This window comes from Nocardioides alkalitolerans DSM 16699 (assembly GCF_000426525.1).
Taxonomy (GTDB): domain Bacteria; phylum Actinomycetota; class Actinomycetes; order Propionibacteriales; family Nocardioidaceae; genus Nocardioides; species Nocardioides alkalitolerans.
This window is the reverse complement of record NZ_KE384533.1, coordinates 659,580-682,356: the sequence shown is the minus strand read 5'-3', so window position 1 is coordinate 682,356 and position 22,777 is coordinate 659,580. Positions and strand designations below refer to the sequence as shown.

At 74.1% G+C, this 22,777-nt stretch carries 24 protein-coding genes; 11 read left to right on the top strand and 13 right to left on the bottom strand.

From position 1 onward, the window contains the following. Nucleotides 1–18: 18 nt before the first annotated feature. Nucleotides 19–972: an NAD(P)H-binding protein gene (locus K329_RS28285; protein WP_043644295.1), complete on the bottom strand. Its 954-nt coding sequence runs from the start codon at nt 970–972 to the stop codon at nt 19–21. A gap of 120 nt (nt 973–1,092) precedes the next feature. Between K329_RS28285 and K329_RS0120070 the strand changes: the two genes are divergently transcribed. From K329_RS0120070 to K329_RS0120050, 5 genes are all read left to right on the top strand, one after another. Then, entirely contained in the window at nt 1,093–1,407 is a 315-nt protein-coding gene (locus K329_RS0120070) for a DMT family transporter (protein WP_028474446.1), read from the top strand. 16 nt (nt 1,408–1,423) lie between these two features. Further along, entirely contained in the window at nt 1,424–2,167 is a 744-nt protein-coding gene (locus K329_RS0120065; RefSeq protein WP_028474445.1) for a DUF4232 domain-containing protein, read from the top strand. A 64-nt stretch (nt 2,168–2,231) separates the two neighbouring features. Beyond that, on the top strand, nt 2,232–2,858 hold the full coding sequence (locus tag K329_RS28280) for a PadR family transcriptional regulator (protein ID WP_084541462.1): 627 nt from the start codon (nt 2,232–2,234) through the stop codon (nt 2,856–2,858). Beyond that, nucleotides 2,855–4,906 carry an oxidoreductase gene (locus K329_RS0120055; protein ID WP_028474444.1) on the top strand — a complete coding sequence of 684 codons (2,052 nt, stop codon included), beginning with the start codon at nt 2,855–2,857 and terminating at the stop codon, nt 4,904–4,906. Before K329_RS28280 ends, K329_RS0120055 begins: the two co-directional genes overlap by 4 nt. Nucleotides 4,907–4,952: 46 nt before the next feature. After that, a complete protein-coding gene (locus K329_RS0120050) occupies nt 4,953–5,690 on the top strand; it encodes a pirin family protein (RefSeq protein ID WP_028474443.1) in 738 nt (245 codons plus the stop codon). A gap of 66 nt (nt 5,691–5,756) precedes the next feature. On the opposite strand, the gene K329_RS0120045 is transcribed toward K329_RS0120050, so the two are convergent. Continuing rightward, complete coding sequence (locus K329_RS0120045) at nt 5,757–6,194, bottom strand: VOC family protein (protein WP_052337151.1); 438 nt, start codon at nt 6,192–6,194, stop codon at nt 5,757–5,759. A 157-nt stretch (nt 6,195–6,351) separates the two neighbouring features. Here K329_RS0120045 and K329_RS28275 point away from each other — a divergent pair, with 157 nt between their 5' ends. Continuing rightward, nucleotides 6,352–7,347: a sigma-70 family RNA polymerase sigma factor gene (locus tag K329_RS28275; RefSeq protein ID WP_245596623.1), complete on the top strand. Its 996-nt coding sequence runs from the start codon at nt 6,352–6,354 to the stop codon at nt 7,345–7,347. Further along, on the top strand, nt 7,344–7,964 hold the full coding sequence (locus K329_RS0120035; protein WP_052337150.1) for a TIGR03086 family metal-binding protein: 621 nt from the start codon (nt 7,344–7,346) through the stop codon (nt 7,962–7,964). The genes K329_RS28275 and K329_RS0120035 overlap by 4 nt, the downstream gene beginning before the upstream one ends. Before the next feature lie 154 nt (nt 7,965–8,118). On the opposite strand, the gene K329_RS0120030 is transcribed toward K329_RS0120035, so the two are convergent. The 6 genes from K329_RS0120030 to K329_RS0120005 all read right to left on the bottom strand — a co-directional run bounded on the left by K329_RS0120030 (nt 8,119) and on the right by K329_RS0120005 (nt 13,391). Beyond that, nucleotides 8,119–8,496 carry a response regulator gene (locus K329_RS0120030; RefSeq protein WP_028474440.1) on the bottom strand — a complete coding sequence of 126 codons (378 nt, stop codon included), beginning with the start codon at nt 8,494–8,496 and terminating at the stop codon, nt 8,119–8,121. 10 nt (nt 8,497–8,506) lie between these two features. Continuing rightward, on the bottom strand, nt 8,507–9,067 hold the full coding sequence (locus tag K329_RS0120025) for a hypothetical protein (protein WP_084541461.1): 561 nt from the start codon (nt 9,065–9,067) through the stop codon (nt 8,507–8,509). Beyond that, complete coding sequence (locus K329_RS0120020) at nt 9,060–9,680, bottom strand: pyruvoyl-dependent arginine decarboxylase (RefSeq protein ID WP_084541460.1); 621 nt, start codon at nt 9,678–9,680, stop codon at nt 9,060–9,062. The genes K329_RS0120025 and K329_RS0120020 overlap by 8 nt, the downstream gene beginning before the upstream one ends. 21 nt (nt 9,681–9,701) lie before the next feature. Then, nucleotides 9,702–11,846: a sensor histidine kinase gene (locus K329_RS29930; RefSeq protein WP_052337148.1), complete on the bottom strand. Its 2,145-nt coding sequence runs from the start codon at nt 11,844–11,846 to the stop codon at nt 9,702–9,704. 53 nt (nt 11,847–11,899) lie between these two features. Next, the gene (locus tag K329_RS0120010) at nt 11,900–12,922 is read right to left on the bottom strand and encodes a DUF2332 domain-containing protein (RefSeq protein WP_028474437.1); all 1,023 of its coding nucleotides are present in this window, start codon (nt 12,920–12,922) and stop codon (nt 11,900–11,902) included. Between the two features lie 259 nt (nt 12,923–13,181). After that, nucleotides 13,182–13,391 (bottom strand): hypothetical protein, encoded by a 210-nt coding sequence (locus tag K329_RS0120005; RefSeq protein ID WP_043644292.1) that lies wholly within the window; start codon nt 13,389–13,391, stop codon nt 13,182–13,184. 19 nt (nt 13,392–13,410) lie between these two features. Between K329_RS0120005 and K329_RS0120000 the strand changes: the two genes are divergently transcribed. The 3 genes from K329_RS0120000 to K329_RS0119990 all read left to right on the top strand — a co-directional run bounded on the left by K329_RS0120000 (nt 13,411) and on the right by K329_RS0119990 (nt 16,453). Further along, on the top strand, nt 13,411–14,040 hold the full coding sequence (locus tag K329_RS0120000) for a hypothetical protein (RefSeq protein ID WP_028474435.1): 630 nt from the start codon (nt 13,411–13,413) through the stop codon (nt 14,038–14,040). A 25-nt stretch (nt 14,041–14,065) separates the two neighbouring features. Continuing rightward, the gene (locus tag K329_RS28265; RefSeq protein ID WP_084541459.1) at nt 14,066–15,328 is read left to right on the top strand and encodes a glutaminase; all 1,263 of its coding nucleotides are present in this window, start codon (nt 14,066–14,068) and stop codon (nt 15,326–15,328) included. Between the two features lie 492 nt (nt 15,329–15,820). Continuing rightward, nucleotides 15,821–16,453: an FMN-dependent NADH-azoreductase gene (locus K329_RS0119990; protein WP_028474434.1), complete on the top strand. Its 633-nt coding sequence runs from the start codon at nt 15,821–15,823 to the stop codon at nt 16,451–16,453. Between the two features lie 26 nt (nt 16,454–16,479). Here K329_RS0119990 and K329_RS0119985 read toward each other — a convergent pair whose 3' ends face one another. From K329_RS0119985 to K329_RS0119965, 5 genes are read right to left on the bottom strand one after another with little or no spacing between them, the layout of a single operon-like run. Further along, nucleotides 16,480–16,791, bottom strand: a complete 312-nt coding sequence (locus tag K329_RS0119985; RefSeq protein ID WP_028474433.1) for a hypothetical protein — start codon at nt 16,789–16,791, stop codon at nt 16,480–16,482. 20 nt (nt 16,792–16,811) lie between these two features. After that, complete coding sequence (locus K329_RS0119980) at nt 16,812–18,185, bottom strand: FAD-binding oxidoreductase (protein ID WP_028474432.1); 1,374 nt, start codon at nt 18,183–18,185, stop codon at nt 16,812–16,814. Further along, nucleotides 18,182–18,691, bottom strand: coding sequence for a gamma carbonic anhydrase family protein (locus K329_RS0119975; protein WP_211225916.1), 510 nt, complete (start codon nt 18,689–18,691; stop codon nt 18,182–18,184). The genes K329_RS0119980 and K329_RS0119975 overlap by 4 nt, the downstream gene beginning before the upstream one ends. Then, the gene (locus tag K329_RS0119970) at nt 18,688–20,292 is read right to left on the bottom strand and encodes an acyl-CoA synthetase (RefSeq protein ID WP_084541458.1); all 1,605 of its coding nucleotides are present in this window, start codon (nt 20,290–20,292) and stop codon (nt 18,688–18,690) included. The genes K329_RS0119975 and K329_RS0119970 overlap by 4 nt, the downstream gene beginning before the upstream one ends. Beyond that, nucleotides 20,289–21,458 (bottom strand): thiolase domain-containing protein, encoded by a 1,170-nt coding sequence (locus tag K329_RS0119965; RefSeq protein WP_028474429.1) that lies wholly within the window; start codon nt 21,456–21,458, stop codon nt 20,289–20,291. Before K329_RS0119965 ends, K329_RS0119970 begins: the two co-directional genes overlap by 4 nt. A gap of 116 nt (nt 21,459–21,574) precedes the next feature. Between K329_RS0119965 and K329_RS0119960 the strand changes: the two genes are divergently transcribed. Beyond that, the gene (locus K329_RS0119960; protein WP_028474428.1) at nt 21,575–22,777 is read left to right on the top strand and encodes a PucR family transcriptional regulator; all 1,203 of its coding nucleotides are present in this window, start codon (nt 21,575–21,577) and stop codon (nt 22,775–22,777) included.

The following is a 22,777-nucleotide window of genomic DNA, read 5'->3' as shown; positions in this document are numbered from 1 at the left end:
GCGCGAGCGCGGGAGCGGTCAGTCCGTCGGCGCCGAGGCCAGCGGGTCCCCGGTCGCCTCCGTGCCCTCCTCGGTCGGCGCCATGGCGCGGCGCAGGGACTCCTCGAGCCCGACGAACTCGTGGTCGGGGGGCAGCAGCTCGCGGCGCACGGCGTCCTCGCTGCACACCATGTCGTGGCGCAGGCTCTCGATGAGCGAGGTCGTCTCGGTCATCGACATGCCCGCGATGAGCGCCGCCATCCGCCCGACGACCCACTGCGGCACGAACGGGATGACCACCTGCGGGCGCCGGTGGCCCTGCAGCCGCGCCATCGTCGCGATGAGGTCGGGGTAGGCGATGACGCTGTCGCCGCCGAGGTCGTAGTGGCGGTCGAGCGTCGAGTCGTCCGACTCCAGCGCCTCGCGGATCGTGAGGATGACGTCCTCCACCGCGACCGGCTGCACCCGACGGCGCATCCAGGTCGGCACGGGGGTCACCGGCACGCGCGCGGTGAGGCGGTTGAGCAGCTCGTACGACGTGGAGCCCGCCCCGATCACCATCGCGGCGCGCAGGACGATCGCCGGCGTGCTGGCCTCGAGCAGGATCTCCTCGACCTCGAGCCGCGAGGCGAGGTGGTCGGAGAGGTCGTCGGTGTCGGGCACGAGCCCGGAGAGGTAGACGACCCGGGCGACGCCCTCGTCGTCGCAGGCCGCCGCGACCGCGTGGGCCGCCTCGCGGTCGTGGGTGACGAAGTCGTCGCCGCCCATGGAGTGGATCAGGTAGATGACCGCGTCGATGCCGCGCACGGCCCGCCGTACGACGCCCGCGTCGGTCACGTCGAACTCGCGCGCCTCGACGTCGGTCGACCACGGGTAGGCCTCGATCTTGCCGGTGTCACGCGCCCCGACGACCACCTCGTGGCCCGCCTTGACGAGCTCGGGGACGAGACGGGATCCGATGTAGCCGGTGGCACCGGTGACGAGCACGCGCACGGGGTCTCCTAGTCATCGCGGCCGCCGGCGGGATGGACCTCCCGCCTGGTGCCGCTGGTCGTTCGGTACCCGCCACGCCCGCGTAGCACCGCCGACACGCGCCTCCGTGACAATGCCGACATGGCCTGGATCGTGCTCGTTCTCTCCGGATGTCTCGAAGCCGTGTGGGCGACCGCCCTCGGCAAGACCGAGGGCTTCACCCGCCTGGGGCCGTCCGTGGTGTTCGGCGTCTCCGTCGTGCTCAGCATGGTCGGCCTCGCCTACGCGATGCGCACCCTGCCGGTGGGCACCTCGTACGCCGTGTGGGTGGGCATCGGCGCGGCCCTCACCGTCGCCGTCGCGATGGCCACGGGCGAGGAGGTGGCGTCGCTCGCGAAGATCCTGCTGCTGCTCGGGCTCGTCGGCTGCGTCATCGGGCTCAAGCTCGTGCACTGAGCCCTAGGCTGGCGCGATGCGACTCGGGGGATTCGACGGATTCGGGGCGATCAGCAGGCTGGCGACCGCGGGCGCGCTCGTCGTGCTGACGGGGTGCGGCACGACGGTCGCGGGCGACGACGCGGACCCGGGCGCGACGGACGCGCCCCCGCCGGTCCCGGCCGAGACCCCCACGACGACCGCGCCACCGACGCCCCCCGCACCCGTCTCCGACCCCGACACCGCCGCCCCGGCCGACGGCGCCCCCTGCCAGCCGAGCCAGCTGCTCCTGGAGTCCGGGTTCGTCGACGCCGCGACGGGCTACCGCGAGACGACCGTCGTCGCGACCAACACGAGCGACCTGCCGTGCACGGTCGACGGTCTCCCCGACGTGCGGGCGGTCGGCGACGAGGGCACGCCGTACACGCTCACCCGCGTCGACGGCGTCTGGACCTCGCCCGGCCTCGAGCGGCCCGAGGAGGTGCTCCTCGCCCCGGGCGCCCAGGCCGAGATCCGCCTCGGCTGGCGGGCCGACGGCGCCTCGGCCGACGCGGAGTGGACGGGCGCGCTGCAGCTCGTGCTGGTGCCGGACGGCCCGGGGTACGGCGTCGCGATCGACCCCGGCGAGTGGCCGCTGCCGATCGTCGACGCCCAGGAGGTGCGCACGAGCGGCTGGCGCCCGAGCGACGGGCTCGTCACGAACGAGGAGGTCACCGAGCTGATGGAGCAGGAGGCGGCGGAGATCCTGGAACGCAACGGGCAGGAGCCGCCCGAGGAGTGACCGTTCCGAGCGCCCGACCGTGCAACCCGTTGCACTGCAACTCGTTGCATGTAATGCTCCCGCCATGGCCCTCGAACACGTGCTGCTCGTCGCGCTGCGCGAGCGCAGCGGCTCCGGCCTCGAGCTGACGAAGCGCTTCGAGCGCACCATCGGGTTCTTCTGGCACGCGAGCCACCAGCAGATCTACCGGACGCTCGCCCGCATGGCCGACGACGGCTGGGTCGAGGTCGAGACCGTCGTCCAGGCCGGCCGGCCCGACAAGAAGGTCTACGCCGTCTCGGCGCTGGGCGAGAAGGCGCTCGCCGAGTGGCTCGCCACCCCGTCGCCGCCGGAGCGCCTGCGCACCGAGGTCGCGGTCAAGATGCGCGGGGCGTCGTACGGCGACCGCGCGGCCGTGCTGCACGAGCTCGCCGGGCGGCTGGCCGACCACCGCGCGCGGCTCGCGGCGTACCGGCAGATGGAGACCGAGCAGTTCCCCGACCCCGCGGACCTCGGCGAGACCGCCCTCGACCGCTGGCTCGTGCTGCGCGGCGGACTCCTCATGGAGGAGTTCTGGATCGCCTGGCTCACCGACTACCTCACCGCGCACGGCGCGGCCCCCGACAGCACGGCCCCCGACACCCCGGCCCCCGACACCCCGGCCCCCGACACCCCGGCCCCCAGCGACCCCGCCCCCGAGGAGACCCCGTGACCGACGCCCCCGCGCCGTACCCCCACCTGCTCAGCCCGCTCACCCTCGGCTCCGGCCCGGGCGCGCTCACGCTGCGCAACCGCACCGTCATGGGATCGATGCACACCGGTCTCGAGGACGCGTTCTGGAACATCGGCAAGCTCAGCGCCTACTTCGCCGAGCGCGCCCGCGGCGGCGTGGGCCTCATCGTCACCGGCGGCTACGCGCCCAACCGGCGGGGCTGGCTGAAGCCGTTCGCCTCCGAGATGACGACCCGGCTGCAGGCCGCTCGCCACCGCCAGGTCACCGAGGCGGTGCACGCGGAGGGGGCCGCGATCGTGCTGCAGGTGCTGCACGCGGGCCGCTACGGCTACCACCCGCTCAGCGTCGGGGCGTCGCGGGCGAAGAGCCCGATCACGCCGTTCCGGCCCAGCGCGCTCAGCACGAAGGGCGTCGACCAGACGGCCACCGACTTCGCGCGGGCGGCGTGGCTGGCGCAGAAGGCGGGGTACGACGGCGTCGAGGTGATGGGGTCCGAGGGCTACCTGGTCAACCAGTTCCTGGCCTCGCGCACCAACGACCGCACCGACCGCTGGGGCGGGTCGGCGGCGAAGCGGATGCGGTTCCCCCTCGAGATCGTGCGCCGCACCCGCGAGCTCGTCGGACCGGACTTCGTCATCGACTACCGGATCTCGCTGCTCGACCTCGTGGAGGGCGGGCAGACCTGGGAGGAGACCGAGGAGCTCGCGCTCGCCCTCGCGGAGGCGGGCGTCACCGTCTTCAACACCGGCATCGGCTGGCACGAGGCGCGCGTGCCGACGATCATCACGCAGGTGCCCCGGGCCGCGTGGCGCGACAGCACGGCCCGCCTCACGCGGGCGCTGCGCGCGGCCGGCGTCGACGTGCCCGTCTGCGCGTCGAACCGCATCAACGCCCCCGAGACCGCCGAGTCGATCCTGGCCGCGGGCGAGGCCGACCTCGTCTCCATGGCCCGCCCGTTCCTCGCCGACGCCGAGCTGGTCAACAAGGCCGCAACCGGGCGCGCCGACGAGATCAACACCTGCATCGCCTGCAACCAGGCCTGCCTCGACCACATCTTCAGCAACCGCAAGAGCTCCTGCCTCGTGAACCCGCGCGCCTGCCGCGAGACCACCCTCGTGCTCTCCCCCACCCGCCGTCGCCGGACCCTCGCGGTCGTCGGCGCCGGACCCGCCGGCCTCGCCGCCGCGGTCTCGGGTGCCGAGCGCGGCTTCGAGGTCACCCTCTTCGAGCGGGCCCCGGCGCTGGGCGGCCAGTTCCGGCTCGCCATGGCGATCCCCGGCAAGGAGGAGTTCGCCGAGACGCTGCGCTACTACACGCGCCGGCTCGAGGTGCTCGGCGTCGACGTCCGGCTCTCGACCGCGGCCACCCCGGACGACCTCGCGCCGTACGACGAGGTGGTCGTCGCCAGCGGCGTCGCCCCACGCCTGCCGCAGATCGACGGCATCGACCACCCCAAGGCCGTCTCGTACGCCGACGTGCTCGCCCGTCGCGTCGTGCCCGGCCGCCGGGTCGCGGTGATCGGGGCCGGCGGCATCGGCGTGGACGTCGCCCACTTCCTCACCCACGACCCGGCCGGCTCCCCCGAGGAGGCCGAGACGGAGTGGAAGGGCTTCTGGGGCGTGGGCGACCCGTCGCTGCACCCCGGCGGCCTCACCGAGCGGAAGGCGCGGCCCGTCGTGCGCGAGGTCTACCTGCTGCAGCGCAAGACCACCCCGATCGGCGTGGGCCTCGGCAAGACCTCGGGCTGGGCCCACCGCGCCGTGCTGAAGCAGTCGGGCGTCGTGCAGGTCTCGGGGGTGACCTACGACCGCATCGACGACGCCGGCCTGCACGTCACCGTCGACGGCGAGCAGCGCACGTACGCCGTCGACCACGTCGTCGTCTGCGCCGGGCAGGAGTCGGTGCGCGAGGTGTACGACGGCCTCGGCGCCGGGCACCTGGTCGGCGGTGCCGACGTGGCCGCCGAGCTCGACGCCAAGCGTGCCATCGAGCAGGCGACCCGGGTCGTCGCCGGCCTCCCGGGCTGACGGACGCGCACCGGGCACCGGCGGCGCCCGACGTAGGTTGGGCGCCATGGACGCGGAGCAGGTCGAGGTACGACGCGGGGCGGCCTCCCGCACCGAGACCGACGACCGGTCGACGGCGCACGCGTTCTCCTTCGGGCCGCACTACGACCCCGCCAACCTGGGGTTCGGGCCCCTCGTGTGCCACAACGACGACCGCGTGGCGCCGGGCGGCGGCTACCCCGACCACCCGCACAGCGACCTCGAGATCGTCACCTGGGTGCTCGACGGGGCGCTGACCCACACCGACACGGGCGACCCGGACCGGCCCTCGACCACCCTCGGCGCGGGCACCGTGCAGGTGACGTCGGCCGGGTCGGGCATCCGCCACAGCGAGCTCGTCGACCCCGCGGCCGGCCCCACGCGGTTCCTCCAGGTGTGGCTGCGGCCCGACGAGCCGGGCCTCGCACCGCGCACGCGACGCGCCCCCGAGGTGGAGATCAGCACCGACGGGTTCACGCCGGTGGCCGGCGGCCGGGGCGGCGACGTGGCGCTGCCGATCGGCGTGCGCGACGCGGTCCTGTACGTCGCGCGACCGCGCCGCGGCGTGCCGCTCGCGCTGCCGGACGCCCCGCTGCTGCACGTGTACGTCGCACGCGGCGCGGTGGCGTCGGAAGTCCTCACGCCCGCAGCGCCGGCGCTCCGTGCTGGCGACGCCTGGCGGCTGCGGGACGCGGGCGAGTCGGTCGTCGTACCCCACGACGACGGGTCCGAGCTCGTCGTATGGGCGTTCGGCGCCGGTCGCTGACCGGATTGGACGCCGTCTCACCCGTCCGTCTCGCCCGTTCTGTGCAGCACGCCGGGCGGGAGGACCTCAGCCCATCGCGGCCGGGTCCATCCACATGACCTCCCAGAGGTGGCCGTCGAGGTCGCGGAACGACCAGCCGTACATGGCGCCGTGGTCGACGGGCTCGCTCGCGGGGGACCCACCGGCGGCGAGGGCGCGCCGGCAGAGGTCGTCGACGTCCTCGCGGCTCGCGGCCGAGACGCAGTAGAGGCCCCCGGTGCCGCTCGGCGGGGTGGTGGTGCCGTGGAACGAGTGGAAGAAGGACGTCTCGAGGAACATCACGGCGGCCTGCTCGTTGAGCTGCACCGCGGTGGCGTTGGCGTCGCAGAACGCCTCGTTGATGGAGAACCCGAGCGTGCTCCAGAACGTCTTCGTCGCGGCGGGGTCGGCCACCGGGAGGTTGACGAAGAGCATCCGGGTGCTGGTCGTCCGGTCGGGGGAGGGGGCGTCGGCGGTGGTGCTCATGGTGGTCTCCGTCGGTCGGTGGGGGCCGCTGGTCGGTCCGTCGAGGAGTCAGACACCTCGGCCCCGCGAAAGTCATCGTCGCTGCGACCGATGATTTCCGGGCGCCTCCGGGGTCATGATGGGGGTCCGCGACGACCAGCCTGCGAGGAGCACCCCGGTGACCACGACCGACACCCAGAGCGAGCCCGAGCTGGACGACTTCCAGGCCCTCACCGAGCGCTACCGGCGCGAGCTGCTGGCGCACTGCTACCGCATGAGCGGCTCGACCCACGAGGCCGAGGACCTGGTGCAGGAGACGTTCCTGCGAGCGTGGAAGTCGTCGCGCGGCTTCGAGGGCCGCTCGTCGGTGCGCACCTGGCTCTACCGGATCGCCACCAACGTCTGCCTGACCAACCTCGAGAACAAGCCGAAGCGGCCGCTGCCGAGCGGGCTGGGCACCCCCGACGCCACCGTCGGCGAGCTCGACCCGAACTCCGAGATCCCGTGGCTCGAGCCCGTGCCCGACGCGGCCGTCGTGGTGGCCGAGCGCGACTCGATCCGGCTCGCGTTCGTCGCCGCCCTCCAGCACCTGCCGGCCCGCCAGCGCGCCGTGCTGATCCTGCGCGACGTGCTGCGCTGGAGCGCCGCGGAGGTCGCGGAGGCGCTCGACACCACCGTCGCCGCCGTGAACTCCGCCCTCCAGCGCGCCCACGCGCAGATGGGCGAGCGCGGCCTCACCGACGAGACCGTCGAGGAGGACCTGAACCCCGCGCAGAAGCGCCTGCTCGAGCGGTACGTCGCGGCCTTCTGGCGCAAGGACATGACCGCCATCGTCGAGCTGCTCACCACCGAGGCCAGCTGGGAGATGCCGCCCTTCACCGGCTGGTACGTCGGCGCCGACGTCATCGGCGAGCTCATCGGCACCAAGTGCCCGGGCGGCGAGAACGACATGCCGATGGTCGCGACCACCGCGAACGGCGCCCCCGCGTTCGGCCTCTACATGCGCACGCCGGCCGGCCACTTCGAGCCCTTCCACCTGCAGGTGCTCGACCTCGACGGCGACCGGGTGCGGCACGTGAGCGCGTTCTTCGACCAGCGGCTCTTCGAGAAGTTCGGCCTCCCGGCCACCCTCCCGGCCGACCACGTGCCGGCCGCGGCCGCCGGGACGACGTGATCGCCGGCGCCGCGCGCGCCGATCCCGGGTACGGCGTCCCCGCCGAGGTGGCCCTCCTGGAGCGCGCGCTGGCCTGGACGGGGCCCCGGCTCGCCGAGGTCGGGCCGGACGACCTGTCGCTGCCGACCCCGTGCCCGGCCTGGGACCTCGCCGCCCTGCTCGCCCACATGGAGGACGCCCTCGACGCGTTCGCCGAGGCGGCCGCCGGGTTCGTCGTACCGCTCGCGTCGGCCCGCCTGCCGGAGCACCCGGTCGCACGGGTCCCGGTGCTGCACGCCAAGGCCTGCGCGCTGCTGGGGTCGTGGTCGCGGCCGACGCTCCCCCGCGTGCGCACCGGCTCGCACTGGATCGAGGCGCCCGTGCTGGTCGCGACCGCCGCCCTCGAGGTCACGGTGCACGGCTGGGACGTCGCCGCCGCCCTCGCCCGAGGCGCCGGGGAGAACCGCCCCCCGCCGCTTCCCGAGGCGCTCGCGGGCGCCCTGCTCCGGGTGGCCGTGACCACCGTCGGGCCGCGCAGCCGCGGCGCCCGGTTCGCCCCCGCCGTGCCCCCACCCCTCGACGCCTCGTACGGCGAGCGCCTGCTGGCCTACCTGGGCCGGCCCCCGCTCGGCTGCTGAGGCCCGACCGGCTCGGTCAGCAGCAGGTCACTCCGGGCTCGGCCCCGAGCGTGGCGGACCGATGCACTCCGAAAGCCCGTGCCGACGCCTCCGTCCGCCACGCTCATCCCGGCCCCGACGAGGTCGAGGGCGAGGGAGGGGGTCAAACCGGGTGTCAGGCCCAGCCGAGCATCGCGGAGACGTCCGCGGCCAGGGTCATCGGGTTGTACGGCTTGGGGATGACGCCGGCGATCGCCACGCCGTCCCACGGCTGCGCGTCGCCGATCATCGCCTTCGCGGTGACGAGGATGATCGGCACGTCGGCGGTGGCGGGGTCGGCGAGCAGGCGCGACGCCGTCTCGATGCCGTCCATCTGCGGCATCATCAGGTCGAGCAGGATCACCGAGAACTTCCGCTCGCGGGCGATCTCCAGGGCGCGGGCACCACGATCGGCCGTCACGACCTCCCACCCGCCCACTCGGGCGAGCGCGAGCTCGGTGATCGCGCGGATGTCTTCGTCGTCGTCGACGACCAGTGCCACCGGAGTGCTCATCTGGTGCTCCTCAGAACAGTGCGGCGACGTAGGTCTGGGTGTCGATCGTGGAGATGTCGGCGCCACCGCTGGCGTTCAGCATGCCCGCGATCGCGTCGTTGAGCCCGGTGACCTCGACGTTGAACCGGCACATGTCCCAGGCGCAGACCGCGCTCTCGGCGCGCAGCCGGCGCACGATCGTGGCCACCATCTCCTCGAACACGCCCCCGCGCTGCCACTGCGGCCGCACCATCGTGAGGCCGAGGTAGTAGACCGCCCGGCGCGCGGTGTGCTCCGGGTAGTGGTGGGCGTAGTACTCCGGGCTGATCCACGGCACCGCGGCCAGGTCGCCGGTGAACGTCGAGAGGCCGAGGATCTGGCCGTCCTCGGCCACGGCGACGTACTTGTCGATGCGCGGGTCCGACATCTCCTCGTCGAACTCCTCGCGGCTGAGCACGTGCTTCGCCGCGGCACGCGTGCGCAGGCCGCCGAAGGCCGCCTCGTAGAGCGCGTAGAGCTCCTCGAGGTGCTCGGGCGCGAGCACGTCGCGACGCTCGACGACGTACGTCGGGACGGCGGCGGTGTCAGCCACGGAGGGTGTCCCAGGACTCCACGCCGTACGTCGCGACGGCCAGCGCGCAGACCGGCAGGTCCTCGCAGTGGGCGCTCGTGAGCGCGTAGTGCACCTCGCCGAACGACCGGCCGCGGCGGCGGGCCATGTCGCCCAGGCTGAGGTCGATGAGCTCGCGGAGCGACTCCTCGCTGCCGCTGTGGTGCTCGACGAACAGGCCGCCGACCTCCTCGTCGTACACCCAGCCGATGCCGGCCCAGGTGGTCTCGCCCCGCAGCTCGGCGTTGGCGACCGACAGCACGCAGTACAGCTTGTCGCCGTGCACCATCGGCAGGGCGCCGCCGCCCACGACCACGTCGGTGCGCGGCGGGATGACGGACGAGAGCGTGATGAGGTTGAAGTCGTGGACGTCGGCGCCGAACAGGGCGTCGTCGAAGGCGGACAACGGTGTCCGGCCACTGCCCGTCGCGGTGCGGACACTGATGGCGAGCCGCCCGTTCGTCACGGGCGGTACGGGCGAGGGAATGGCAGGTCCTCCATCGGACGGGTCTTGGTCGGTCGGTGCTCTCCGGCGTCGCGCTCGACGGCCGACACCAGTCGACGACCCCCGAACGGCCCCCACGCCACGCCGCATCCTGGCACGGGCACCTCAAGATCAGCCGAAGGCCCCGTCGAGGTCGGCCTCGGGCGATGCGATCCGCGCCACAGGAAGGGTGAAGCGGAACGTGCTGCCGACGCCCACCTCGCTCTCGGCCCAGATCCGGCCTCCCATCTGCTCGACGATCTCGCGGGTGATGGCGAGACCGAGACCGGTGCCGCCCTGCACCCGGGAGTCGGACGAGTCGACCTGGCGGAACCGCTCGAACACGGCGTCGAGCTTGTCGGCCGGGATGCCGCGGCCCTCGTCGCGCACGGCGAACACGATCTCCGTGCCCTCGACGTCGGCGGAGAGCCGGACCACGGTGTTCTCGTCGGAGAACTTCACGGCGTTGCCCACGAGGTTGGTCATCACCTGGGCGAACCGGTCGGCGTCGGTCATCACGACGCCCTCGGCGCCGGTGCAGACGATCCGCACGCCGCTCTCCCCGAGCCCGACCAGCTCGCTCACGGTGGCGTCGAGGAGGGTGCGCGCCTCGTGGGGGGCGCGCTGCAGGTCGAACGTGCCGGACGCGAGCCGCTCGACGTCGAGGATGTCGTTGATGAGGCGGCCGAGGCGCTCCGAGCTCTCCAGCGCCATCGACGCGAGCTGCTGGACGGCCGGGTCGAGCTCGCCGACCGCGCCGCCGGCGATGAGCCCCAGGCTGCCCCGGATGGACGTGAGCGGGGTGCGCAGCTCGTGGCTCACGACGGAGAGAAAGTGGTCCTTCATCCGTTCGACCTCGCGCCGCTGGGTGGCGTCGCGGAAGACGACCACGGCGCCCGTCACGCGGTCGGTCTCCGGGTCGACGATCGGGCTGGCGGTGATCTCGACGTCGAAGCGGCTGCCGTCGGTGCGGACGTAGACGTCGTCCTCGGGGTTCGTCGGCGTCCCGGACTCGATGGCCTCGGTGATGTAGCAGCCCGTCACCGGGTACGGCGCTCCGTCCGGGCCCGGGGCGTGGAAGAGGTCGTGCGCGTGGAGGCCGCCGATGTGGTGGTCGTCGAGCCCGAGCATGTCGCGCGCCGAGCGGCTGACGAACGTGAGCCGGCCCTGGGCGTCGACCCCGTAGATGCCGTCGCCGACGCTGTCGATGAGCACGTTCGTCTGGCGCACCAGCAGGCGCAGGTCGGCCGTCTGGCTGGCGACCTGCTGCTCGAGGCCGAGGCGCAGCATGAGGTTCTCGCGGCTCAGCAGCACCTGGCGCAGGCCGGCCGCGACGATGAGCACGAGCCACAGCAGCGCCTGGGTGGTCTGCACGTCGGCCACCGACTCGGCCATGATCTGCACGATGCCGGCGCCCAGGAGCACGAGGAAGATCGCGACCGTCCCGCGCACCCCGGTGGACGCCATGGGGCGCTCGGTCTCGGGTGCGTCGTCGCCGTCGGGCGCCCACGCGGCCAGGGCGATGAAGAGGTAGCCGGCGATCCAGCCGAGGTCGGTCCAGCTGCCGAAGACGTAGTCGGCCTGTGCGTCCCGCACGGCGTAGTGGAGGTCGCTCAGGGCATACATGACGAAGCCGACGGAGATGAACGCCATCGCCGCCCGGTCGGCCGGGCGCGAGCGCAGGAACAGGATCGACGCGACGGTCGCCAGCACGACGTCGAGCACGGGGATGAGCAGCACCGTGGCCTGCTCGAGGAACCCGCCCGAGGTGGCGTCGAGCAGCTCGGCGTAGATGAGCGAGCTGGCGATGATGAGCACGGCCGAGCCGGCGATCAGGCCGTCGAGCACCAGGGCCAGCAGCTCGGAGCCGCGCCGACGCAGGTTCGGGAAGTGCAGCACCCCCGCGATCGAGAGGGCGAGCGCGACGGCGATGGTGACGTCGCTGACCCGGCTCGACGGGTCGCTGGTGACGGCGCTCCAGACGTTGCCGGCGACGGCGACGGTCGCCGCGCTCGAGAGCAGCAGCCACGTGCGGCGGCGCCTGCCCTCCGTGCGGCGCGCCCGCAGCATGCAGCTGACGAAGGCCGAGAGGCCCGAGACGAGCAGGCCGACCGAGGAGGCCGCGGCCCGGGTCTCGGCGTCCGGGAGCTCGAGCGCCAACGCGGCGAGGACGATGAGGCCGCCCGCCACGAGCATCGCGACGAAGAACGCCCGCCACTCGCGCGTCATCACCGTGGCTCCCACGAGCCGTGCGGCGCGCTCCCGGGTCGACGACACGTCGCGAACCCTATCCGCAGCCCCCGTACCCTCCCGGTGTCCAGCACGCCTGCTCACCCCAGCCACGTCATCGCGCGGCCGTGCGGGTGCGTCCAGGCGACGGCCCGGCCGTCGATGCCGAGCACGAAGGAGCCCTCGTGCTCCGGGGGCACGGCGGGCCCGCCGCGCAGCGGGTCGGTCGGCAGCGTCGCCGTCACCGACGGCAGCACGCCGCGGCCCTCGTTGCTCACCCACCGGCAGCGGCCCTCGGCGACGAGGCCGCGCACCATCTCGTCGTACGCCGCCCGCTCCTCCGCGACGAGGTAGGCGACGACCGCGCTGTGGAACACGACGACCTCGCCGTGCCGTGCCGCCACGTCGACCAGCGCGGGCAGCTCCACGAGCAGGTCGCCGCGCACCAGCGTGGGCGGGTCGGCGACGACGACCTCGGCGGCCGCGGTCAGGAGCGCGCGGCGGTCGTCGTGCTCGGGCCAGACGAGCGTCTCCAGCCACGCCAGGGTGTCGGGGTCGGCGACGTCGAGCGGGTTGAGGTCGACACCGCCGCGCCAGGCGATCTCGGGGCAGGCCGTCGGCTCGGGCAGGGGGCCGTCGACCACGCAGCGCAGGCGCGGTCCTCCGGAGCCGCCGAGCGCGGCCACCGGCGGCCAGTCGTACTCGTAGCGGTCGGGGTAGAGGCAGAGGCCGGCGCTCGCCCCCACCTCCAGGAGCGCGAGCGGCCGCGTGGCCTCGGCGGCGATCTGCGCGAACGCGGGCAGCAGGGTCGCGAGCCGGCCGACCTCGTTGGTCTGGGTGCGCCGGGTGCGGATGGTCTCCCGGATCGGTCCGCCGCTGCGGTCGTCGGCGAGCAGCGCCTCGCGCAGCCCGGCGTACGGTCCGGGAGCGGGCACGCCGTGCCAGCGCGCGGCCGCGAAGACGAGGTTGGGCTGGCGCTTGAGGGCGGGCAGCTCGCTGAGCCAGGCGACGACGTCGGGATCGTCGACCACCTCGGTCGCCCAGGCGGCGAGGCACGGGGAGTCGGCGCGGGCGTACGTCGCGAAGTCGCTGTACTGCTCGACGACGCCGGCCCGGACCTCCATCTGCGCAGGATGGCACGCGGCGGGTGGTCCCGGACCCCCCTTGCGGATGCCTTGCGGCCACCATGATGTGACCTAGGTCACTCTCTGGAGATGTCGTACGACCCGGGTTCCCGGCCCGACGCCACTTCCGCGGTGCTGTGGCGTCCGGGTGCGTGTCCTTGAGCGTGTGCAGCCACCCGGACACCGCGTTACCCGGGGCCAGGCTCAGACGCGCGCGGCGAGGTGGAGCGCGGACGTCTCGGCGCCTCAGTCGGGCGGGTCAGCCGACGTCGCCGGTCCCCGGTCCCCGGTCCCCGGCCTCCGCCGCTGCGCCGTCGTCCTTCTCCGCCTCCGCGAGGCGCTGGTGCAGCCGCTCGCGCACCTCGTCGGGGGTCAGCTGTGCGCGTTGGCGCTGGTCGCGGGCGATGATGGCACCGCCGGCGGCGACTCCGGCCAGCCCGGCGACGCCGAGCAGCTTCCAGATCTTCACGAGAGGACCTCCTGATCCGATGAGCAGAACCTCCCTCAGTCTGGACGAGGCGGTCGAGCTGACCCGCACGGGCGACCTCTGGCTGTTCCGCGGCACGTCCGGTGCCGACCGCGCCATCCGTACCCTCACCAACGCCCCCGTGAACCACGTCGGCATGGCGGTCGTGCTCGACGACATGCCGCCGATGATGTGGCACGCCGAGCTCGGCAAGGGCCTGCTCGACGTCTGGACGGGCTCCCACCACCGCGGGGTCCAGCTGCACGACCTGCGCGACGCCGTCGTGCAGTGGTGCGGGCGCTACCGGCAGCAGGCCTGGCTGCGGCAGCTCGACGTACCGGACGCCGGGCCCGCCGGGGTGACCCCCGAGCAGGAGGCGGCGGTGCTGCGCACGATCGCCCGCCTCGACGGCACCGCCTTCCCCGCGACCGCGGCGCTGGCGGGGCGCTGGGTGCGGGGTCGGGTACGGCGCGCGGCCCCCGTCGAGGAGACCTACTGCGCCGAGGTGGTCGCCGCCACCTACCAGGCGATGGGCCTGCTCGGGAAGGAGCGGCCGACGAACTACTACGACCCCGGCAAGTTCTGGTCGGGCGACGAGCTCGAGCTGCTCGACGACGCCGAGCTCGGGGTGGAGATCCCGGTGCGCCTCTGAGCGGTCGCTGTGGTGGGGTGGCGCCATGCGCTCCCCCATCCCCGACTACCTGACCGAGGTCCTCGACGTCTGCGGCGGTGACGGCGGCGGTGAGCTCGCGGCCTACATCCCCGAGCTCGCCGAGGCCGACCCCGACCGCTTCGCGATGGCGCTCGCGACGGTCGACGGTGCCGTGTACGGCGTGGGCGACGACGACGTGCGGTTCACGATCCAGTCGATCTCGAAGCCGTTCGCGTACGCGCTCGCGATCGCCGACCGCGGGCTCGACGCCGTGCTGGAGAAGGTCGGGGTGGAGCCGTCGGGCGACGCGTTCAACGAGCTGTCTCTCGAGGTCGGCACGGGCCGCCCCTTCAACCCGATGATCAACGCGGGCGCGCTCACGGTGCACGCGCTGCTCGACGACGAGCGCGTGCGGCGCGGGTTCTCCGCCTTCGCCGGGCGCGAGCTCGAGATCGACGAGGACGTGTTCACCTCCGAGCTGGAGACGGCCGACCGCAACCGCGCGATCGCGTTCATGCTGCGCAGCCACGGCATCGTCGAGGAGGACGCGCAGGCGGTCGTCGAGGGCTACACCCGCCAGTGCTCGCTGCTGGTCGACGTCAAGGACCTCGCCCTCATGGCCGCCACCCTCGCCAACGGCGGCGTCCACCCCGTCACCGGCCAGCGCGTCGTGCCCCACGAGGTCACGCGCCACGTGATGGCCGTGATGGCCACCTGCGGCATGTACGACGCCGCCGGCGACTGGTTCACCAGCGTCGGCATCCCGGCGAAGAGCGGCGTGGCCGGCGGCCTCATCGGTGCGCTGCCCGGGCAGGTCGGCCTCGCGACCTTCTCACCCCGCCTCGACCAGCACGGCAACTCGGTGCGCGGCGTGCAGGTCTTCGAGCGGCTCTCGAGCGACATGGGCATGCACCTGATGGAGGTGCCGCCGCCCGCCCGCTCCCTGATCCGCGAGCGCACCGACCTGCCCGGCGACCGCGAGGGCGAGGGCTGGGTCTTCGAGCTGCAGGGCTCGGTGAACTTCGTCGGCATGGAGCGCGTGCTGCGCACGCTCGCCGACGAGCCGCCCTCCGAGGGCGCCGTCGTGCTCGACCTGACCCGCGTGCACGAGGTGCGCGACGTCGGCCGCCGGATGCTGCTGGAGGCGGTGCGCCGCCTCGTCGCCGACGGCCACGACGTCACGATCGTCGACCCCGACGGCATGCTCGAGGCCTTCCCCGACGACCACGCCGACGGCGACGTCGACGCCGGCGGGGGCGTCGAGGTGCCGGTGCTGCGGAGGCGCTGAGGGCGGGGCGGTGGGGCCGGCGGGGCCGGCTCGCGCCGGTTCGCGGTAGGAGATACCCATTTCGCGGGTGCGAGGTACCGCGAAGCCCCGGGAACGCGCGGCGCCGGTGGGGGCGGCCGCGCTCGGGTGCGCTCCGGTGCCACGAGGTGACACCTCAGCGCACCTCAGTAGGCGCGCGCCGGTTCGCGGTAGGAGATACCCGTCTCACGGGTACGAGGTACCGCGAAGCGCCGGGGAACGCACGACGCCGGCGCCGCCGGATCATCCGGGTGATCCGGGTGATCCGGTGCCACCAGGCGACACCGGATCACCCCGCTCCGGCGCGGCCTCCCCGCCGTACCCGGTCGCGGTGTCAGCGACAGGGCGAATGGGGCGCCCCCACCGCAACCCACCGGAGCCCGACCCCTCCGAGCCCCGAGCCCCGACCCGAGCCCCGCCCCCGCCCCCGGCACGCCACCCCGCCCGACCGTGGGGCGCGCTAGCGTGGCCGACGTGCCCACCCTTCTGCGTCTCGACTCGTCCGCCTCGGGCGACGCGTCCGTCACCCGCCGCCTGACCGACGCCTTCGAGCAGGCGTGGCGGGCGCGCGGGGCGTCGTACGACGTCGTGGCCCGCGACCTGCACGCCGACCCGGTGCCGCACCTGGAGACCTCCGCGCTGCACTGGGCGCCGGGCACCCGGCCGGAGGGCAGCGTGCCCGCCGAGGCGGCCGCCCTGCAGCAGACGCTGGTGGACGAGCTGCTCGCCGCCGACGTGCTGGTCGTCGGGGTGCCGGTCTACAACTACGCGGCGCCGTCGACGCTCAAGGCGTGGATCGACCGCGTCCACGTGCCGGGCTGGACGACCGGCCCCACCACCCGGCCGCTCGCCGGGCGTCCGGCCGTCCTCGCGACGGCCAGCGGCATCGCGTACGACGAGGGGTCACCCACCGAGGGCCACGAGCACGCGGTCCCGGCGCTCGAGGTCGTGCTCGGCACAGCCCTCGGGATGTGGGTGGAGGTGGTGGCGGCCCGCTACACGCTGGCGGCGGAGGTGCCGGAGCTCGCGCCGATGCGCCACCGCGGCGAGCAGGAGCTCACCGACGCGCTGGCCCGTCTCGCCGACCTCGGCGCCACCCTCACCTGAGGCGCCCGCTCACCTGAGGCGCCCGCTCACCACACGCCGAGCGAGAACGGCACCTGCACGAGGCCGGCCACGATCGCGACGGCGGCGAGCGTGCGCCGTACGGCGACCGCCCCGCCCCGCTGGCGCAGCCGCTTCACGCCGATGACGACCGCCACGGCGGCCAGCACCAGGCCGAGCAGGTTGACCGCGGCCTCGGTGACGACCTCCCCGTTCACGGTCGTGCGGCTCGTCGTGCCGCCGAACACCCAGAACGGCACCACCGCGAGCACGACGCCGACGAGCGGCCAGACGACGTCGTCGCGGGCGTCGATCCGCGGGGTCCCCGCCTTCTCGTCCATGGGTCCGAACGCTAGCGGCCTCAGCGCACCACGCCGGGGTTGAGGATCCCCGTGGGGTCGAAGACCCGCTTCACGCCGGTGTGCAGCTCGTCGGCGACCGGGTCGAGCTCGCGCCCGAGCCACACCCGCTTGAGCCGGCCCACCCCGTGCTCGCCCGTGACCGTGCCACCCATCGCGAGCGCCGCCGCGGTGATCGCGTCGAACGCGGCGAGGGCGACGGTCTCGTCGGTGTAGAGGAGCGTCGGGTGCAGGTTGCCGTCGCCGGCATGGCCGAAGACGCCGATGGTGAGGTCGTGGTCGGCCGCGATCCGCTCGATGGCGGCCACCAGCTCGACCATCCGCTCGCGGGGCACGGCGACGTCGTCGAGCAGCCACTGCCGTCCGGTGTCGGCGGCGACCCGCTCGAGGGCGGTGAGCGCGATCCGGCGCGCCTCGAGGAGCATCGCGGCCTCCTCGGCGTCGCTGCTCACCGCGACGTCGACGGCACCGTGCCGCTCGGCGGCCTTCTCGAGCACCGCGAGGTCGGCGGTCGCTCCCGGGCCGTCGCACTGCGCGAGCACGAGCACGACGCCCTCGTCGAGGCCCATGCCCGCCATGGCGTTGACGGCCGTGACCGTGGTGGAGTCCATCAGCTCGAGCATCGACGGCGTGATGCCCGCCGCCGCGACCTCGGCGACGAACGCCCCGGCCGCGGTCAGCCCGGTGAACGAGGCCACGAGCGTGCCGGGCGTCGTCGGCGCGGGCAGGAGCCGCAGGGTCACCTCGGTGACGACGGCGAGCGTGCCCTCGGAGCCGACGAGCAGGCTGGTCAGGTCGTAGCCCGCCACGCCCTTCACGGGCAGCCGCCCGGTGTGCACGACGCGCCCGTCGGGCAGCACGGCCTCCAGCGCCAGCACGTAGTCGCCGGTCACGCCGTACTTCACGCAGCACATGCCGCCGGCGTTCGTCGCGACGTTGCCGCCGATGCTGCAGAAGGCGACGCTGCCGGGGTCGGGCGGGTAGAAGAGCCCGTGCGCGGCCACGGCGGCGCGCAGGTCGCCGGTGATGACGCCGGGCTGCACGACGGCGCGGGCGCCGGCCACGTCGACCTCGACGATCCGGTCCATGCGGTGCAGCGTCAGCACGAGGCCGCCGTCGACGGCGTTGGCCCCGCCGACGAGGCCGCTGCCGGCCCCGCGGGTGACGACGGGTACGGCGTGGGCGTGCGCCCAGCGCAGGGCCGCGGCCACGTCGTCGGTCGAGCGGGGTGCCACGACGGCGAGCGGCGTGCCGTGCTCGGTGAGCCGGGACTGGTCGCGGACGTAGCCGCCGACGAGGTCCGGGTCGGTCACGAGCAGGTCGTCGCCGAGCGCGGCGCGGAGGTCGCCGACGAGGTCGGTCGCGGTGGTGCTCACGCCGGACCGCCCGTCGCCGCGTCGTCGGCGTGCTCGCGCGCGAGCCGCACGTAGCGGGCCGCGTTCTCGCGCAGCGCCGCCGACTGCTCGGCGTCGAGCGTGCGCACGACCTTCGCCGGCACACCGGCGACGAGGCTGCCGGGCGGCACGACCATCCCCTCCCGCACGACGGCTCCGGCCGCGACGAGGGTGCCGGCGCCGAGCTCGGCGCCGTTCATGACGACGGCACCCATCCCGACCAGGCAGCCGTCGCCGATGGTGGCGCCGTGGCAGACGGCGTTGTGGCCGATCGTCACGTCCGCACCGACGAGGAGCGGGAAGCCCGGGTCGGCGTGCAGCGTGCAGTTGTCCTGCACGTTCGAGCCGGCCCCGAGGTGGATCTCCTCCCGGTCGGCCCGCACCACGGCGCCGTACCAGACGCTGGCGCCGCTACCGAGGGTCGCGGCCCCCAGGACGGTGGCGTTGGGGGCGACCCAGGCGGACGGGTCGATGACGGGTCGTCTCACGCGGACCTCTCCTCCGCCGCCCACCCCTGGTCGAGCAGCATCGACTTGATCGTGCGCTTCACGATCTTGCCGTACGCCGATCGCGGCAGCTCGTCCCACACCACCACGTGGCGCGGCAGCTTGTAGCGGGCGAGCTTGCCGTCGAGCCACGCGGTGAGCGCGGCGGGGTCGATCCCGGCGTCGCCCGCGGGCACGCAGACGGCGACCCCGACCTCGCCCCAGGTGGGGTGGGGCATGCCGAGCACGGCGACCTCGGCGATGTCGGGGTGCTGCAGCAGCTTCTCCTCGATGTCGCGCGGGTAGACGTTGGAGCCGCCGGAGATGTACATGTCGCTGGAGCGCCCCGTGACGTAGAGGTAGCCCTGCTCGTCGAGGATCCCGAGGTCGCCGGTGCGGAACCAGCCGTCGCGGAACGAGTCGGCGTTCGCCGTGGGGTGGTGCAGGTAGCCGGTGAAGACGCCCGGGCCCGCCACGCAGATCTCGCCCTGCTCGCCCGCCTCGAGCACCGTCCCGTCCTCGGCCTGGATGCTGATCTCCATCGCGGTGCGCGCCGCGCCGCAGGTGCCGAAGTCGACGCCCGGCAGCCCGGGGCGGCCGTGCTCGTGGGGCGGCAGAACGGTGATGTTGCCGGTCACCTCGCCGAGGCCGTAGTACTGCACGAGCACCGGCCCGAGGGTGGCGAGCGCCCGCTGCTGGTCGGCGGCGTACATCGGGGCGCCGGCGTAGATGACGAAGCGCAGCGAGCCGTGGTCGTGGCGGCCGACAGCCTCGTGCTCGACGAGCAGCTTGAGGATCGTCGGCACCGTGAACATGTTGGTGACGCCCTCGCGCTCGACGAGGCCCCAGACCTCCTCGCCGTCCATGCCGGGCGACGTCGTCAGCACGGTCCGCGCCCCGCGGGCGACCTGCGGCAGCAGGTGGATGCCGGCCCCGTGCGAGAGCGGCGCGACGACGAGGGAGACGTCCTGCTCGGTCGTGCCCGGCATGAGGTCGCAGAGGTGGTTGGTGACGACGTAGCCCATCTGGTCGTGGGTGAGGATCGCCGCCTTGGGGGTGCCGGACGTGCCCGACGTGAAGAAGTACCAGGCGTGGTCGCCCGGCAGCACGGCCGCGTCGGGGAAGCGGCCGGGGTGCGCGGTCGAGGCGGCCGTCACGCCGTCGGCGTCGTCGGCGTCCACCCCGAGCCAGAGCACGCCGTGGGCGAGCCCGACCTCGGCCGCGACGACCTCGGCGTGGTCGGCGAGGTCGCGGTGACAGATCATCAGCGTCGGTCGGCAGACCCCCGCGATGCCCGCCACGTCGGCGGCGGTGATGCGGAAGTTCGTGGGCGCGAGCACCGCGCCGGCGCGCCAGACGGCGAAGGTGGCCACGACGTACTCGAGGTCGTTGGGGCTGTGCACGAGCACGCAGTCGCCCGGTACGACGCCGCGGGCGCGCAGCTCGGTGGCCAGGGAGCTCACGCGCCGGTCGAGCTCGGCCCAGGTCCAGCGCACGTCGCCGCGCACGAGGGCGTCGCGGTCGGCGAAGCGCCGCGCCGACTGGGTGAGCAGGGTCGCGAGGTTGACGGCCCGCTTGGCCGGCAGCAGGGTCCGGGTGCTCATCGCAGCGCCTCCAGCACGGTCGTGTAGTTGGCCACGGCGGCGCCGCCCATGTTGAACACCGCGGCCCGGTCGGCCTTCGGCAGCTGGAAGTCGCCGGCCTCGCCGGTGAGCTGCAGCGCGGCCATCACCACCTGCGAGACACCGGTGGCACCCACGGGGTGGCCCTTCGACTTGAGCCCGCCGGAGCGGTTCACGGGCAGCCGGCCGTCGGCGGCGGTGACGCCGTCGGCGATCACCTGGCCGCCCTTGCCGGGCTCCGCGAGACCGAACGCCTCGTACTGCAGCAGCTCGGCCATCGTGAAGCAGTCGTGGGTCTCGAGCAGGTCGAGCCCGTCGAGCGTGGTGCCGGCGGCGGCGAGGCCCCCGGCGAACGAGCGGGCGGCGCCGTCGAAGGCGAGCGGGTCGGGGCGCGCGGCGACCGACATCGGCGCGTTGGCCTGGAAGCGTCCGGCCACCCGGACCGCGCGACGGGCCGAGCGGGCGACGTCCTCGGAGGTCACGACCACCGCGGCGGCGCCGTCGGAGACGAGCGAGCAGTCGGTGCGCAGCAGCGGACCGGCGACACGGGGGTTCTTCGCCGACTCGGTGGCGCAGAAGTCGAACCCGAGGTCGCGCCGCAGGTGGGCGAACGGGTTGTCGACGCCGTTGTGGTGGTTCTTGGCCGCGATGAGCGCGAGCGCCTCGCGGGGGTCGCCGTACCGCTCGGCGTAGGCCGAGGCGAGGCCGCCGAAGATGGCGGCGAAGCTGCCCCAGTGCTCCTCGGTACGGCGGTGGCTCGCCCCCAGGAGCGCGTCGACCGCGACGTCGCCGGGCACGGCGGTCATCTTCTCGGCGCCGACGACGAGCGCCACCCGCGCCCGACCGGCCTCGACCTGGTCGTAGGCCGCGTAGAGCGCGGCCGAGCCGGTCGCGCAGGCGTTCTCGGACCGGACGGCGGGGGTCGCCGCCAGCTCGGGGTGCGCGGCACCGACGAGGGCCGCGTCGAAGCTCTGGTTCGACAGGCCGGCGTTGAAGACGCCGACGTGCACGACGTCGACGTCACCGGGCTCGAGACCGGCGTCGGCGATCGCGGCGAGGCTGACCTCGGCCATGAGGGACTCGACGTCGGGGTGCTCGGTCTTGCCGAACCGGGTGTGGGCCCAGCCGGTGATCGCAGGAGTGCTCATGGCTCCATCGTGCGTCGGGTGTGACGTGGGTCCCACCGTGGCGCGTCGGGGAGGCGCCGGCCGTTTTCCGTCATCTGTCGGAAGAACGCGCGGCCCGCGTGGTAGACCTACCGGCGATGGCCACCCGAGACCTGCAACGCGTCGTCGACCAGCTGGCGGAGCACCTGCAGCGCTCCGTCGTGCTCGACGACCCCGACATCACCCTCATCGCCGCGAGCCGCCACTACGGCGACCAGGACGAGCAGCGCATCCGCGCCGTCCTGCAGCGCGACGTCGGCTCACCCGCGATCGCGCACATCCTCGACCAGGGCGTGCTGCGGTGGACGAGCCCCGGCGTCATCCCGGCCCGCGACGACATCGGGATGGGGCGGCGGCACGCGATGCCCGTGCGCTGGCGCGGCCAGGTGCTCGGGCTGCTCATCGTCATCGACGCCGACGCCTCGATGGACGCGGGCGAGGTCGCGCGCCTGGCGCAGGCGGCCGACGAGCTGGCCACCCTCCTCTACCGCGAGCAGATCGCCGACGACCGCGAGCGCGCGGCGACGGAGGAGCTGGTGCGCCAGCTGCTCGCGTCGGGCGCCGAGGCCCGCCACGAGGCGGGGCGGGTGCTCGTGGAGCGCGGCTACCTGAAAGCAGGGCGCTGGTTCTCGGTGCTCACCGCCGAGGTCACCCACGCGGAGGGCGGCGTGCACCCCGGCACCGTGACGGCCCTGCGGGTCGCCGCCGAGGGCGTGCTGCGGGGTCGCCCGTCGACCGGTGCGTACGCCGTGGACGGCCACCGCCTCGCCCTCGTGCAGGTGTGGAGCCAGACCGAGGTGGCGCCGCACCTGCGCCGCCAGGCGGAGACCCTGCGCGACACGATCGCCCCCCTGCTGGAGCAGGGGGGCGACGTGGTGGTCGGGATCGGGCCGGCCGTGGCCGACCTCGACGACTGCGCCCGCGCCGGGCGGGGCGCGGTGCTGGCCACGCGGGCGGCGGCGCGCGTGCCCGCGTTCGGCGGGCTGGCGTCGTACGACGACCTCGGCGGCTACGTGCCGCTCCTCGCCGTACCGCCCGAGACCCTCACCGAGGAGCTGGTGCCCGCCGGCCTGCTGCGCCTGCGGGCCGCCGACCGGGGCGGGAAGCTCGTGCCGACGCTGCGCTGCTTCCTCGCCCACGGCGGCAACGTGGGCGAGGCGGCGACCGAGCTGCACCTGCACCGCACGTCGCTCTACTACCGCCTCGAGCGCATCGCCGAGATCACCGGCAGCCCGCTGGACTCGGGCGAGGTCCGCCTCGCCCTCCACCAGGGGCTGCTGGTGCTCGACCTGCTGGGCTGA